The following is a 13,364-nucleotide window of genomic DNA, read 5'->3' as shown; positions in this document are numbered from 1 at the left end:
TCGGCTCTTGGCCACGCTGACGGTGGGCGCGCTGTTCTTCGGCCTCACCGGGGAGCCCTACGGCTCGCCGAGTCCCAGCCCCGACGACAAGGAGACGTTCTGCCCCCTGATCCAGCTCCTGGACCCACCGATGGCGGAGGTTGTCGTCATCGATTCCGATACTGGCAAAGCAACCCGTATCGTCCACTGCCGATCGTGATGGTGCCGGCGTGAACGGCTGCGAGGAAACCTGCTGATTCGGTTCTTTGAAAACACAACAAGGCGTGACCAGGCGGGTCAGAAGTCGCGTTCGGCGTCGAACCAGGCTTCGGCGGCTTGGGCGTACGGCGTGCCGGTGGTCAGGAGGGCGACGGCTTCCCCCGCGTCCTCGCGTTCGGTGGTTTCGACGTCGGGCAGGGCGTTGATCACACGGACGAAAGCGCGGACTGCTTCCTCGGCGTCCGCGGCGGTGGTTGCCTTGCCGATCGCTGATGCGGCCGACCGGTAGGCCTTCGTGGCGGCCTTGGCCTTGCGGGGCGTCCAGGCTGAGAACGGCAGGCCGTATTCGGTGCGGAACCAGGGCGGCTTGCGGGGTTGCGAGATCGACAGCGACGGTACGCCCGAAGCCCGCAACCGCTTGCCGGTGGTGTCGTCGGCGTTGAAGAGCAGCAGGTGGGACAGCGTCCAGGTGTCCAGCGGGGGCAGGTCCGACAGGTCGGGGCAGTAGCGCAATTCCAGCATCTCCAAGTGCCGCAGGGAGGCCAGCGCGGACAGGTTCGTGAGGCTGCCGGACAGGGCGACCCGGGTGAGGCCCGGGAACTGCAGCAGCGAGGCGCAGTCGAAGGGCTGGCGCAGCGGCGGGACGGTGACATCGACGGAACGGGCATAGGCCAGGCCCGGCAGCGGCGGCAGAGCAACGGGTGGGCCGGACGGTTGTGTGTCGGGGAAGAACCCGAGTGGCGGGCAGTCACCGGGCGTGGTGACCGTCAGCAGGGACAGGTCACCGGCGGCGGAGAAGTAGTGGCAGTCGGCGGGCAGGACGATGGTGAGCGGCCCGTTGCGCAGGATCACGCTGAGCCGGCTCAGTTGGGCGGCTGAGGCGTCGGCGGTGAGTGGGGCATGCGGTTGCCAGGTGAACGTCTCGATGGGGCGGCGGGCGGCCCAGGTCAGGAAGCCGGTGTCGTCGCCCTCGTAGCGGAACACGCGCGGCCACGGGTATCCGGCGGGGACGGTGAACGGGTCGAAGACGGACCAGTCGATGGTGTCGGCCGCGGATACGACCAGGTCCGGGCGGCGGCTCCCGGGCAGTGCGGGGCCGATGATCACGATGCCCACGCCGGGCTGCCGGACGAGGGTGTGACTGTCCGGGCCGGTCAGGGAGATGCGCGACGTGGTCATGCGGCCAGCGCCCCGATCAGGTCCTCGGCGGGTACCCCGGCCGGCAGATCGCTGACCTGCCCGTCACCGACCTCGACGACCCGCCACCGCCCGCCGGCGTCCCGCACCAGATCCGTCGTCACGAACGGCAGCCCCAACCCGCTGACCGCCTCCCGCACACGAGCCAGATCCAGCTGGTCCCGGCCGGTGACCCCGCCCGATAGGCCTGCGCGGGTCGGATCCGCGTCGGCAACCGGGCTCCCGCCGGTGACCGCGCCCGAAATGCGCGAGCCGGGGAGCGCGCCGGGCCGATCGACGTCGGGAGCGCCCGCGCCGGAGAGTGCGCCGAGCAGATTGATATCGGGCAGGTCGCCGGGCGTGTCCGGGTGGGCGGTTACGAGCCGGCAGGCACCGCCGATCCACCAGGTGCGGGCCTCGGGGCCGGTGAACGTCTCGAAGCGGCGCAGCACGAAGCCGCCGGCGAAATCGTCGCCACGCAGGTCGCGCATCCGGTTCGCGACGCGCCACGCGGCCGCTGCGTCCGACACATCCGGGATGTACGCGGCCTCGTGCCAGTAGTGCTTCATCGACTTCGTGTAGTCCCGCAGTACGGCGGCCCCGGAGCCCAGCGAAGCCGCAGCCCGTGAGAACTCCTCCCGGCTGTCTCCCACTGTCCACACCGAGTGCGGCGTCACCGCCTCCAGCGCGGAATACCAGCCGGGCAACTCGTGCGCCTGCCGGTACTGCGCGGCGCTTGTCCGCAGGGTGGCGCCGCGGTCGGACAGCGCTGACGCCATGGTCGCGTACTGACCGCTGCTGAGCATCCACCCGCGGTAGACTGCGTCGTCGGTCTCCGGGACCCGGGCCACCGCGGCAGCCGCGTCCCCGCCGGCGGCCAGGGCGTCATGGTCGATCAGCGCGACCGAGCCGGTGGCAGAGGCCTGTGCGGCGAAGTGTGAGTCGGGGCGGCGGGGGCGCAGTACGTCGCAGGGGACCAGCAGCAGCATCCCACTATGATCACCTGCCCATGGGACTGTCGTTGCTCGGCCAGGCCGCAGGGATGTTCGCGGTGACGAACATCGACGACCTCCTGATCCTCGCGGTCTTCTTCGGCCGCGCGACCGGCGCGCGGGCGTGGCGCATCGTCGCCGGGCAGTACCTGGGATTCCTCGGGATCCTGGTGGTCTCGGTCGTCGGTGCGCTCGGCGCGGGCCTGCTCCCCGAAGCGCTGATTCCTTACCTTGGCCTGCTCCCGTTGTTCCTGGGCCTGCGCGCCGGATGGTCGGCCTGGCGCACCCGCCACGACGACGAAAGCGCGGACGGCGAACCGAGCGAGAAAGCGCCGGGACCGTTGCAGGTAGCGGCCGTGACGTTCGCCAACGGCGGGGACAACATCGGCGTGTACGTGCCCGTGTTCACCGTCGCGGGGCCGGGTGGCATGACGATCTACGCGGGCGTGTTCCTCGTCGGTGTGGCTCTCTGGTGCGCGGCAGGCTGGTTCCTGGCCACCCGACCGCCCGTGGCTCGCGCGCTGTCCCGTTGGGGCCACGTCGTGCTGCCCGTCGTACTGATGGGCATCGGGCTGATCATTCTTCTTGAGGGGCTGGCGGGGTGAGGCGCTTGTGGAAATGGTGTTTGGCGGTGCCGTCCGGCATGTCCGGGGTGAGGCCGACCTCGCGGTAGCCGTGCCGTAGGTAGAAACCCGGGGCCTGGAACGACATGGTCGCGACGACCACCCGGTCGCAACCGCGCCGGACGATCTCCGCTTCGGCCGCGAGGATCAGGCGGCTGCCGAGGCCTGTTCCTCGTGCTCCGGGAGCGATCCACAGCGAGGTTATGCCGCCACAGCCGCCTCGGGTCCAGCCGGTGAGCCCGCCGAGCAGCGTGCCGTCGTCCGCGGTCAGGCGCACGGACAGGGCAGCCTCGTCATCCGAGGTCAGGGCGGCGTTGTTGAGGGCGTCGAGTTCGTCGGAGAGGCGTTGCTGCAGGGCGGGATCGTCCTGGCCGAGGGTGAGGGTCGTCACGGGCGGGATTATCGCAGGACCGTGGGGTCGTCACGAGCCGGACCGTGCGGTCGTCACGAGCAGGACCGTGGGGGCGTCATGTGCGGGAGTCCTGGAGGGTGGGGGCGGGCTCGTCGCGGGATTTGTCGCTGGTGGTCAGGACGTCGGTGAGGGCGGCAGTCAGGGCGATGAGGACGAAGGCGAGCGTGACCAGCAAAGCTGTTCGGAAGGCCAAGGACCAGCTGCCGCCGTTGGCTGCCAGGCGGTTGAAGAAGACCGCGCCGACGACGGCGATGCCCAGGGCTGTGCCGATGCGCTGGCCGGTCTGGAGGACGGCGCCGGCGCTGCCGGCGCGGCCGACGGGGACCTCGGAGAGGGTGAGGGTCTGGTTGGGGCTGATGACCAGGCCGCTGCCGATGCCCGCGACCAGCAGGGGGAGGGCTGCCGCCCAGCCGGCGTGGTGGCCCGGGACGAAGTGCAGTGCCACGAGGGTGGCGATCAGGCCGATGGTGACCAGGCTGAGGCCGGTGACCACGAGGTGGCGGCCGTAGCGGTTGACGACGCGGCCGCCGAGGCCCGCGGCGACGGCCGAGCCTACGGCGAACGGGGTCAGGGAGAGGCCGGCGAGCAGGGCGGTGTAGTGCAGGCCGCTCTGCAGGTAGAGGGTGTAGATGAAGAAGATCGTGGTGAAGCCGGCGAAGTAGAACCCGCCGATCAGGGCGCCCAGGCCGTACGAGCGGACCTTGAACAGGCCCAGGTCGATGACGGGGGTGCCGCCGCGGCGTTCGAAGTGGCGTTCCCAGGCGACGAAGGCGGCCAGGACGGCGGCGGAGGCCACGGTGAGCAGCCATTTGGCCGGGCCGTGCCACTCTCGTTCCTCCACCAGGGGTAACAGCAGCAGGAGTACGCCCAGACCGAGCAGTCCGACGCCGGCGGGGTCGAGGCTGCCGGGGGCGGCGTCGCGGGCGGGGGCGGTGGGGATCCAGCGGCGGCCGAGGATGATGGCGACGACGCCGATGGGTACGTTGATGAAGAAGATCCAGCGCCAGCCCTGGGAGGCGCCGAGGAACTGGATGAGCAGGCCGCCGAGCAGGGGGCCGACCGCGGAGGAGATGCCGACGGTGGCGCCGAACAGGCCGAACGGGCGGCCGCGTTCCTCGGGTTCGAAGAGTTGCTGGATGAGGCCGGAGACCTGGGGGCTGACCACGCCGGCTGCCGCGCCCTGCACGAGGCGGGCGATGATCAGCCAGAGGGCGCCGGTGGCGAGGCCGGCGGCGGCGCTGGCCAGGACGAAGACCGCGAGGCCGGCGATGAACACGTCGCGGCGGCCGCGGGCGTCGCCGTAGCGGCCTGCGGGGACGAGCAGGAGGCCGAACGTCAGCGCGTACCCGGACAGGACCCACTGCAGGCCGCCGGAGCTGAGGCCGAGGTCGTCGCGGATCGAGGGGAGCGCGACGTTGACGATGCTGACGTCGAGCAGTGTCATGAAGCCGGCCACCAGGGCGACGGTCATCGCCTTCCAACGGTTTGTCACCGCCGGGGAGTGCCCAGGTGGCCTGCTCCAAAACAGTGACTACCGGTACAGCCGCAGGTCAGCGATGCTCCACCAGCTGCTGCTCGTGCCCGTGTTGGTGACCCGCAGGTAGCGGGAGCGGGTGGCGCGGACGGTCACGGTGGTGAGCTGGCCGGTGCCCGTGCCGGTGGCCAGGGTGCGCCAGTGGACGCCGTCGTTGCTCGCGGTCAGGGTGAACGCGCGGGCGTAGTCGCCGAGGTTGTCACCGCTGTCGATGGCGATTTTCGTGTACGCGGTGGGCGTACCCAAGTCGGCTTGCAGGTATTGACCCGGCGCCTGGGGAGCCTGGCTGGACCACCGGGTGGCGGCGTCGGCGTCGACCGCGTCCTGCGCGCCGGGTGAGGAGGCGGTCGCGGTGGGTTCGGTGGTGATCCGGTGGGGGACCGGGAAGGAGCCGCGGGGCCAGGTGAACGTCGCGAGCGCGCCGCCGGGCAGGGAGTACTCGAACGTGCGGGCTCCGACGGCGACGGCGAAACTGCGGGGTGCGTCGTTCTCGTTGTGCACGATCAGGGCCGTGGAACTGTCGGGGTTGCGGAAGGCGACGTCCATCAGCTGGCCGTTCCAGCCGGTGGTGCCGAAAGAAGTGCTGGCGATGCGTACGGCGCCCGGCTTCACGAACTTCGACAGGTGCCCGATCGTGTAGTACTCGGCGTCGCGGGTCACGGTGCCGTCGGGCTGCAGGGTGAGCAGGCCGGTGCACGTGTCGCAGCCGCCGAGGTGCGGGCCGCCGGTGCTGTCCAGGGCGATGTTCCAGTTCACGACCGACTTCGCCCAGTTGCGCGTAGTGCCGATCGCGAGCGTGCGCGCGTGCCAGGTCAGCGTGCCCTTGAAGATGTCGGCGGGGGTGTCGTCCGGTCCGTGCGACCCCGAGCATTCGGTGAACCAGATGCCCTTGGTGGGAAAGGCCTGGTGGAGCGCGGTCTGGGCGCTCGGGTCACCCGAATAGCAGTGGTACGCGGTCCCGGCGAGCCACTTGCCCGCCGGCGACGCGAGCAGCCGGTACGGGTAGTCGGTCTCCGGGTCCTCGCCGGCCGGTGTCGTCGCGACGTCGCCGGGGTGGGTGGTCCAGTTGTGGTCGTAGCCGAGGATCTTCGTGCGTGGGGACACCTTGCGCAGCAGCGGCCCGAGTGCCGAGATGACCTTGGCTTCCTGGGGTACGGGCAGCGCGGTGCCGGGGTACCCGCCGTCGTGCCGGTTCTGCGGTTCGTTCTGCACGGTCAGGTAGTCGATGGGTACGCCGGCCTTCGCGTACGCCTGCACGTATTTGACGAGGTACCGCGCGTAGGCGTCGTACACCGCCGGGTCGTCGATGAGGTGGCCGCCGATGAGGGAACCGCTGGTCTTCATCCAGGCGGGCGGGCTCCACGGCGTACCCATGACGGTCAGTTGGGGGTTGAGCTGACGCGCGCGACGCAGCAGCGGCAGGATCTGGGCCTCGTCGTGGGCGATGCTGAAGTGCCGCAGGGCGAAATCGGTCTGGCCGGCGGGCACGTCGTCATAGCTGTAGTGCGTGGCGGTGGCGGTGAAGTCCGAGGAGCCGACCGGCTGGCGCAGGAAGCTGACCCCGATGCCCTGCCGCGGGTCGAAAAGCGATCGCAGCGCGGCGTCGCGTTTCGCCGGGTCGAGCCGGTAGAGCACGGCAGCGGCGGAATCGGTCAGCGAGGCGCCGAAGCCGTCCATGCTCTGGTAGCTGACGCCCGGGTCGAGGGTGATCGTCGTCAGGTCACTCGCGGCGGTCCTGAACGACAGCGGAGCACGCTCGTGCAGTTCCTCGGCGCGGTCGGGGGTCGTCACCCAGACCCGCACGTCGGCGCGCGACGAAGAGTGAGGGGATAAAGCGGGCAAAGGGCTGAAAGCCAGCACCGCGGCAAGCAGGATCCGCACAACCGCCTCCTGTAACAAATGAAACACGCCAGCGGCGTTTCTATCGACAGGAAACAATGCGGAAACCAAACTGTCAACACTCAAGAAAGACGGCAGGAGGGCAACCATGAAACAGGGCGATGAAACAAGACGCGGCACGGTCCGGGACGTCGCCGCGGCTACGGGCGTGTCGATCGCGACGGTCTCCCGGGTGCTCAACGGCCGTGGCAACGTCGCCCAGCACACCCGCGAGGTGGTCGAGCAGGCACTCGCCGAGCTCGGCGGCACCGGGCCCCGCCCTCGCGGCCCCGCCCGCCCGGCGGCCGGGGCGGTGTTCGTGCGCTGCCCATACGTGCTCACCGACTATTTCGGGCTGATCGTGTCGTCGATCGCCGAGACGCTCGACCTGCACGGGCGCGCGATGCTGCTCAGCGCCGGCGAGGCCGCGCAGCGCACCCCGGTGCTCAGCCGGCTGCCCACCCGCGCGGGAGTCGCCGGGGCCGTGCTGATCCTGCCCCCGGAACCCGCCGAGGAGCTGGCCGCATTGCGCCGGCGCCAGTTCCCGTTCGTGGTCGCCGACCCCCGGGAGCCACCGCCGCGTGACACCCTCGCCGTCTCCGCCGCGCACGCCGCCGGGGCGCGCAGCCTCACCGCCCACCTCACTGCCCTCGGGCACCGCAGGATCGGGGTGGTGGCCGGGCCCGACGAGTGGATGGCCAGCGACGGCCGTCTCGCCGGGCACCACACGGCTCTCGCCGCCGCCGGTGTGCTGCCCGATCCCGCCCTGGTCCGCCATGTCGAGCCGACCGTCGAGCAGGGCCGGCGGGCGGCCGCCGAGCTGCTGGACCTGGCCGATCCGCCGACCGCGATCGTCGGCTTCAACGACAAGACCGCTGTCGGTGCGCTGCGGGCTGCCGCCGAGCGTGCTCTGCGCGTACCCGAGGATCTGTCGGTTGCGGGTTTCGACGACATCGACCTCAGCCGGGCCACCAGCCCCATGCTCACCACGGTGCGCCAGCCCCTCGCGGAGCTGGGCCGGATGGCCGTGTCGCTGCTCGACCGCGCGATCCAGCGCCACGACCAGGAGGCCCTGCACGTCGAGCTGGCCACCGAGCTCGTCGTCCGGGACTCGACGGGTAGGGTGCGGCCGTGACCACGTTCGTGACGGTGGGCGCCGGGTGGCGTTCGCAGATGTTCTGGCGGATCGCCGAAGGCCTCGACGGCGTCGACTGCGTGGGGGCCGTCGTGCGCACCCCGCGTGAGCTGCCGGTCCCCGCCTACGGCAGCCTGGCCGAGGTCGACGCCGACTTCGTCGTCAGCGCCGTGTCCTGGGAGGCCAACCCGGGCGTGATCACCGAGGCGGTCGGGCGGGGGCTGCCCGTGCTCGCCGAGACGCCGCCCGCCAAGGACGCCGCCGCGCTGCGGGAGCTCTGGACGGCCGTGGGGGAGTCCGGGCTGGTCCAGGTCGCGGAGCAGTATCTGCTGATGCCCGCGCACGCCGCCCGCCAGGCCGCCGTCCGGGCAGGTCTGATCGGTACGCCGTCCCAGGTGCAGGTCTCGTCGACGCACCTCTACCACGCGGTCGCGATGATCCGCGGGCTGCTCGGCGCCGGTCACGGCCCGGTCGCCGTGCGCGCGACGTCGACCACCGCCCCGCTGGTGAACCCGCTGACCCGCGACGGATGGACCGGTGACGCCGACCCGCAGCCCGCCGAGACGCTGATCGCCACGCTCGACTTCGGCGACGGGCTCTCCGGGCTCTACGACTTCACCGACAACCAGTGGCACAACCAGCTGCGCTTCCGGCGGCTCCTGGTCCGGGGCAGCCACGGCGAGCTGCGCGACGACGAGATCGTGCGGCTGACGGCGCCGCGGACGGTCGTGCGTACCCCGCTGGTGCGCCGGCAGACGGGCTACGACCTGGACCTCGACGGGTTCGACACGGACACCATCACGCTCGGCGGCGACGTGCTCTACCGCAACCCGTACCCGGGGCGGCGCTGGAGCGACGAGGAGATCGCCATCGCGACCCTGCTGGACGCCACCGCGGCCTGGGTGCGCGGCGAGGGCCCGCCGCCGTACCCCCTGGCAGAGGGCGCCCAGGACCACCTGATCGCACTCGCCGTGCAGGAGTCCGCCGAGACCGACCGGACCGTCACGACGACGGTCGAGAGCTGGGGCTCATAAATCGGGCGTTCCCGCCGATGTGACGTACATGACGTCCCAGCGGGTGCGCGCGTGCTTCGTCGCGTGGATCGTGGCACTCTGCGTCGTTTACTACGCGTGGCCCGCTTCCCACGTCTACTCGTGGGGTGCGATCGGCTTCTCCAGCGCCGCGGCGATCGTGGCGGGCGTCCGGATCCACCGGCCGGCCCGGCGGCTGCCCTGGTACCTGATCGCCCTCTCGCTGGCCGTCTTCGTCTCCGGCGACACGGTCTACTACACGAAGGCAGCGCTCGGCATCGTGCCGCCGTTCCCGGACTGGTCCGACGTGCTGTACCTGCTCGTCTACCCGCTGCTGGCGGTCGGGCTGGTGCTGTTCATCCGCACCCGGGCCGGGGACCGCAACCGGGCCGCGCTGCTCGACGCGCTGGTGCCCACGGTCAGCCTCGGGCTGCTCTCCTGGGTGTACCTGATCGCGCCGTACACCCGGGACACCGGCCTGAGCGTGCTCGAGAAGGCCGTGTCGGTCGCCTACCCGCTCGGCGACGTGCTGGCGCTCGCCATCCTGATGCGCCTGCTCGCCACTCCCGGGCGCAAACCGGTCGCCCTGCAACTGCTGTCGGTCAGCATCCTCGGCGTCCTCGTCTCGGACATCATCTACGGCCTCGCCCGGCTCGACAGCGACTGGGCGGTCGGCGGCCCGATCGACCTCGGCTGGGTCGTGTTCTACGCCGCGGCCGGGCTCGCCGCCCTGCACCCCTCGATGGTCACGCTCACCGAGGACGCCCGGCACATCGCCACGACCATGCCCACCGGCGGGCGCCGGCTCGCGTCCCTGACCGCCGCGTCCCTGATCGCCCCGGCGGTGCTGCTCGCCGAGCACCTCAGCGGCGGCGTCGTCGACGCCCCGGTCATCGCGGCCGGCTCCGCGCTGATGTTCCTGCTGGTCATGGCGCGGGTCGGCGGGCTGCTCACCGACCGGATCGCGCTGGCCTCCGAGATCAGCCGCCGCGACGGCGAGGCCTACTTCCGGACCCTGATCCAGAGCGCCTCCGACGTCATCCTGATCGTGGGGGACGACGACCGCGTCCGGTACGCGAGCCCCTCCGCCGTAGCGCTGCTCGGCCACCCCGACCTCACCGGCTCGTCGCTCGACCAGTTCATCGCCGACACCCACCGCCATGCGCTGAGCGACGCGCTGACCCTCGCACGCGCCGGGCGTACGGACACCGACGGTCTCGACCTCACCGCGATCACCGCCGACCGCCGCCCGCTGCAGGTCGAGTGCGGCATCCGCGACCTGCGCGCCGACCACACCGTGGCGGGCCTCGTCCTCACGATCCGCGACGTCACCGACCGCCGCCGCCTCGAGAACGACCTCGCCCACCAGGCCTTCCACGACGGGCTCACCGGGCTCGCCAACCGGGTGCTGTTCCGCAACAGGCTCGACCACGCGTACGCCGTGGCCGCCCTGGGCGGTCATGACCTCGGGGTGCTCTTCGTCGACCTGGACGACTTCAAGGAGGTCAACGACACGCTCGGGCACGCGATCGGCGACCAGCTCCTGATCGCCGTCGGTCAGCGCATCACCCAGGCCATCGGCGTGCACAACACCGCCGCGCGGATGGGCGGCGACGAGTTCGCCGTCCTGATCGCCTCCGCCGACGGTGACGCCGTCGCCGACCGCATCGTGGCCGCGCTGTCCGTGCCGGTCGAGCTCAGCGACGGCCTCGGCGGCACGCACATCGTCAACGGCGCGGCCAGCGTCGGCGTCGCCACCAGCCAGGACGCGAAGAGCCCCACCGAACTGCTGCGCCACGCGGACCTCGCGCTCTACCTCGCCAAGGGCGCCGGCAAGGGAACCTGGCAGCGGTACCGCAACGACCTGCACTCCGCGATGGTGGAAAGGCTCGCGCTGCGGACCGCGCTGCACGAGGCCGTCGACGCGGAACAGTTCGTGCTGCAGTACCAGCCGATCGTCGATGTGCGTACGCAGATCGTCGTCGGCGTCGAATCCCTGGTGCGGTGGCAGCATCCCGATCGGGGGCTGCTCTCGCCGTACCATTTCATCGAACTCGCCGAGGAGAACGGCGCGATCGTCGGCATCGGCGAATGGGTGCTGCGGGAATCCCTGCGCCAGTTCGCGCAGTGGCGGGCCGCCGGTTCCACGCTGCGCTACATCAGCGTCAACGTCTCCGCCCGGCAGTTCCGCCAGCCCGGCTTCGTCGACAAGGTGCGGGCCGCGCTGAGCGAATCCGGGTCCCGCCCCGAATGGCTGCTGCTGGAGATCACCGAGAGCCTGGTGCTGCGGGACGCCGAGCAGGTGTGGGCGGATCTGGAGACGTTGCGCGCGGTGGGCGTACGCATAGCGATCGACGATTTCGGCACCGGATACTCGTCGCTGAGCTATCTGCGGCAGATGCCGGTCGACGTCCTGAAGATCGACAAATCGTTCATCGACGACATCCTCGCCAGCAAACAGCAACGCGCCCTCGTCAACGCGATCGTCACGCTGGCCCGCAACCTGGACCTCACCGTTGTCGCGGAGGGCATCGAGCACGCCGACCAGCGCGCCATGCTCGCCAGAATGGGCTGCCCCTACGGTCAGGGCTACCTGTTCTCCCGCCCGGTCTGGCCGGACGACGTGCCGGCGCTCACAGCGGCGATCGTGGCGGGCGTGGCGGGGTAAGTTCGGCTCATGGCTACCTACAACGTGATCTGGAACGACGAGCGCGGCACCCAGGCCCTCGAAGCGGACGACGTCATCCTCGAGGACGGCATCTACGAATTCTGGCGCGAGAACGAGGTCTTCCTCCGCGTCCCCACCACCGACATCAAGGAGCTCACCCCGATCGCCGAGGTGTGACGAGCCCCTTGCGGTAAACGGTCGCACTGCGCCGCACGACCATCCCGGCCCGCTGGTACAACCCCAGCGCGGAATGGGTCCACAACGTACATGAACGCACCTTTTGCTCGTGGAGATCGCGGAACGCCTGTCGCAGCAACTGCCGGGCGATTCCGCGACTCCGGTATTCCCGATCGACGGCGACCCGCTCGACGTATCCGTCCTTGAGCGTCAGCACCGCCCCGACAATCCGCTCCCCGTCACAGGCCACCGGTGAGAATTCCGGCGCGAAATCACCGCGCCCCACGGTCTGCCGTTGCCATTCGCCGAACTCCAACCGGCGCCCCTGCAACCCCTGAAAAGCATCCTCCACCATCTCGTACGCCGCCCGCGCATCACTCTCGCGATAGGGCCGCACGGTGATCCCGGCCGTCACCCCGGCGCCAGGCTCGTCAGCCAGCACCTTCTCCAGCATCCACGACGTCACCATCGCCTCGAACCCGTGCGCGGCCAGCAACGCCCCGGCCGCCACATCGTCGTCCCGGACGGTCTGCACCACCTGCTCCTCCCCGGCCTGCACCGCCCGATCCACGATCCACCCGAGCAACTCCCCACCGAGCCCCCGCCCCCGATGCGCCGGATGAACATCAGCCTCCGACCGCCGATTCACCCACGCCCGCGCCACGATCACGCCGTCCTCGTCCTCGACGACCCGCGTATCCAGCGCGAGCTCCAGCCCCGGCCGCCGCAGATCCGCGGCGATCCGTTCCGCATCCGGCCCGTCCGGGTCACACCGAGCGACCAGGTCCCGGATCGCCGGCACATCGCCCGGTGTCGCAGACCGCCATCGATAAGAAGCCATGCCCGCGATTTTAGGGGACCTCGCCGCTCGTCCCGGGATGACACGATCAGCGGGTGACCACCTCAGCCCCGCCCCGCATCGCCGTCACCAGCACCGCCACCGGCCTGTTCCTGATGAGCTTCTTCACCCTGCTCTGGGCCTCGAACACCTTCACCGGCTGGCCGGTCGCGGTCGCCGCGATCATCATGGCTCTGGCGGTGATCGCGGTCGTGTGCTTCATCCTCCAGGGCGTACGCCTCCTGCGCGCCCGCAAGCAGTTCCCCGCCGAGCTCTCCGCGGACGACGCCAAGATCCGCAGCAAATCGGGCCAGGCGTTCGGCATCATCTTCGGCGCGGAAGGCCTGGCCATCTGGCTGGTCGTCCTCATCCTCAACGCCACGAACAACAGCGACTACGTCGTCCCGGCCATCGCCCTCATCGTCGGCCTCCACTTCTACCCGATGGCCCGCGTCTTCCGCCGCACCATCGACCTCTACCTGGCCACCTGGACCTGCCTGAGCGCCGTTGCTGGCATCGTGGCGATCGCCCTGGGCGCGTCGGCAAACGGCACGGCCTCAGCCGTCGGCCTCGGCGCAGCAACCGCCACCACGGCCTACGGCATCTACATGTTCCGCGGCGCCACCGACCTCCTCGGGCGCGCTGCCTGATCGGCACATCGGCCGGCGAGTTCTACTGTGTACTGAACGTGAGGGCTGCCGG

Annotated in this window: 13 protein-coding genes; 7 read left to right on the top strand and 6 right to left on the bottom strand. The window is 70.7% G+C overall.

Features of this window, described 5'->3' with window-relative positions; all coding sequences use genetic code 11:
• Window positions 1-7 precede the first annotated feature (7 nt).
• The gene (locus Aco04nite_RS20370; RefSeq protein WP_212998832.1) at window positions 8-199 is read left to right on the top strand and encodes a hypothetical protein; all 192 of its coding nucleotides are present in this window, start codon (window positions 8-10) and stop codon (window positions 197-199) included.
• 77 nt (window positions 200-276) lie between these two features.
• Here Aco04nite_RS20370 and Aco04nite_RS20365 read toward each other — a convergent pair whose 3' ends face one another.
• Both Aco04nite_RS20365 and Aco04nite_RS20360 read right to left on the bottom strand, forming a co-directional pair.
• Window positions 277-1,377, bottom strand: a complete 1,101-nt coding sequence (locus Aco04nite_RS20365; RefSeq protein WP_212998831.1) for a hypothetical protein — start codon at window positions 1,375-1,377, stop codon at window positions 277-279.
• Window positions 1,374-2,363 carry an ATP-grasp domain-containing protein gene (locus tag Aco04nite_RS20360; protein WP_244876144.1) on the bottom strand — a complete coding sequence of 330 codons (990 nt, stop codon included), beginning with the start codon at window positions 2,361-2,363 and terminating at the stop codon, window positions 1,374-1,376. The genes Aco04nite_RS20365 and Aco04nite_RS20360 overlap by 4 nt, the downstream gene beginning before the upstream one ends.
• 20 nt (window positions 2,364-2,383) lie before the next feature.
• On the opposite strand from Aco04nite_RS20360, the gene Aco04nite_RS20355 reads away from it, so the two are divergent.
• Window positions 2,384-2,971 (top strand): cadmium resistance transporter, encoded by a 588-nt coding sequence (locus tag Aco04nite_RS20355; protein ID WP_212998830.1) that lies wholly within the window; start codon window positions 2,384-2,386, stop codon window positions 2,969-2,971.
• Here the strand turns inward: Aco04nite_RS20355 and Aco04nite_RS20350 are convergent.
• The 3 genes from Aco04nite_RS20350 to Aco04nite_RS48940 form a co-directional block, all read right to left on the bottom strand.
• Window positions 2,943-3,380: a GNAT family N-acetyltransferase gene (locus Aco04nite_RS20350; RefSeq protein WP_212998829.1), complete on the bottom strand. Its 438-nt coding sequence runs from the start codon at window positions 3,378-3,380 to the stop codon at window positions 2,943-2,945. The genes Aco04nite_RS20355 and Aco04nite_RS20350 overlap by 29 nt on opposite strands.
• Window positions 3,381-3,456: 76 nt before the next feature.
• Window positions 3,457-4,893: an MFS transporter gene (locus tag Aco04nite_RS20345; RefSeq protein ID WP_212998828.1), complete on the bottom strand. Its 1,437-nt coding sequence runs from the start codon at window positions 4,891-4,893 to the stop codon at window positions 3,457-3,459.
• Between the two features lie 39 nt (window positions 4,894-4,932).
• A complete protein-coding gene (locus Aco04nite_RS48940) occupies window positions 4,933-6,726 on the bottom strand; it encodes a discoidin domain-containing protein (RefSeq protein ID WP_280519360.1) in 1,794 nt (597 codons plus the stop codon).
• Window positions 6,727-6,922: 196 nt separating this feature from the next.
• Between Aco04nite_RS48940 and Aco04nite_RS20335 the strand changes: the two genes are divergently transcribed.
• Genes Aco04nite_RS20335 through Aco04nite_RS20320 form a run of 4 tightly spaced genes read left to right on the top strand, consistent with a single transcriptional unit; the run spans window position 6,923 to window position 11,824 of the window.
• A complete protein-coding gene (locus Aco04nite_RS20335) occupies window positions 6,923-7,948 on the top strand; it encodes a LacI family DNA-binding transcriptional regulator (RefSeq protein ID WP_212998826.1) in 1,026 nt (341 codons plus the stop codon).
• A complete protein-coding gene (locus Aco04nite_RS20330) occupies window positions 7,945-8,982 on the top strand; it encodes a Gfo/Idh/MocA family protein (protein WP_212998825.1) in 1,038 nt (345 codons plus the stop codon). Before Aco04nite_RS20335 ends, Aco04nite_RS20330 begins: the two co-directional genes overlap by 4 nt.
• Window positions 8,983-9,010: 28 nt before the next feature.
• Window positions 9,011-11,647 carry a putative bifunctional diguanylate cyclase/phosphodiesterase gene (locus Aco04nite_RS20325; RefSeq protein ID WP_212998824.1) on the top strand — a complete coding sequence of 879 codons (2,637 nt, stop codon included), beginning with the start codon at window positions 9,011-9,013 and terminating at the stop codon, window positions 11,645-11,647.
• 9 nt (window positions 11,648-11,656) lie between these two features.
• A complete protein-coding gene (locus Aco04nite_RS20320) occupies window positions 11,657-11,824 on the top strand; it encodes a hypothetical protein (RefSeq protein WP_212998823.1) in 168 nt (55 codons plus the stop codon).
• On the opposite strand, the gene Aco04nite_RS20315 is transcribed toward Aco04nite_RS20320, so the two are convergent.
• Window positions 11,802-12,665, bottom strand: a complete 864-nt coding sequence (locus Aco04nite_RS20315) for a GNAT family N-acetyltransferase (RefSeq protein ID WP_212998822.1) — start codon at window positions 12,663-12,665, stop codon at window positions 11,802-11,804. The two genes, Aco04nite_RS20320 and Aco04nite_RS20315, sit on opposite strands and share 23 nt — an antisense overlap.
• 53 nt (window positions 12,666-12,718) lie before the next feature.
• On the opposite strand from Aco04nite_RS20315, the gene Aco04nite_RS20310 reads away from it, so the two are divergent.
• On the top strand, window positions 12,719-13,312 hold the full coding sequence (locus tag Aco04nite_RS20310; RefSeq protein WP_212998821.1) for a hypothetical protein: 594 nt from the start codon (window positions 12,719-12,721) through the stop codon (window positions 13,310-13,312).
• The last annotated feature ends 52 nt before the right edge of the window (window positions 13,313-13,364 follow it).

The organism is Winogradskya consettensis (genome assembly GCF_018332715.1).
In the GTDB taxonomy this organism is placed as follows: domain Bacteria; phylum Actinomycetota; class Actinomycetes; order Mycobacteriales; family Micromonosporaceae; genus Actinoplanes; species Actinoplanes consettensis.
Note: the sequence above shows the minus strand (reverse complement) of the source record. Positions and strands in the feature narration are given on the sequence as shown.

Excerpts from the sequence above, each read along its gene's own strand:
- Aco04nite_RS20365 (WP_212998831.1), bottom strand. The coding sequence starts at position 1,377 with ATGACCACGTCGCGCATCTCCCTGACCGGCCCGGACAGTCACACCCTC.
- Aco04nite_RS20360 (WP_244876144.1), bottom strand. The coding sequence starts at position 2,363 with ATGCTGCTGCTGGTCCCCTGCGACGTACTGCGCCCCCGCCGCCCCGAC.
- Aco04nite_RS20335 (WP_212998826.1), top strand. The coding sequence starts at position 6,923 with ATGAAACAGGGCGATGAAACAAGACGCGGCACGGTCCGGGACGTCGCC.
- Aco04nite_RS20320 (WP_212998823.1), top strand. The coding sequence starts at position 11,657 with ATGGCTACCTACAACGTGATCTGGAACGACGAGCGCGGCACCCAGGCC.
- Aco04nite_RS20355 (WP_212998830.1), top strand. The coding sequence starts at position 2,384 with ATGGGACTGTCGTTGCTCGGCCAGGCCGCAGGGATGTTCGCGGTGACG.
- Aco04nite_RS20315 (WP_212998822.1), bottom strand. The coding sequence starts at position 12,665 with ATGGCTTCTTATCGATGGCGGTCTGCGACACCGGGCGATGTGCCGGCG.
- Aco04nite_RS20325 (WP_212998824.1), top strand. The coding sequence starts at position 9,011 with ATGACGTCCCAGCGGGTGCGCGCGTGCTTCGTCGCGTGGATCGTGGCA.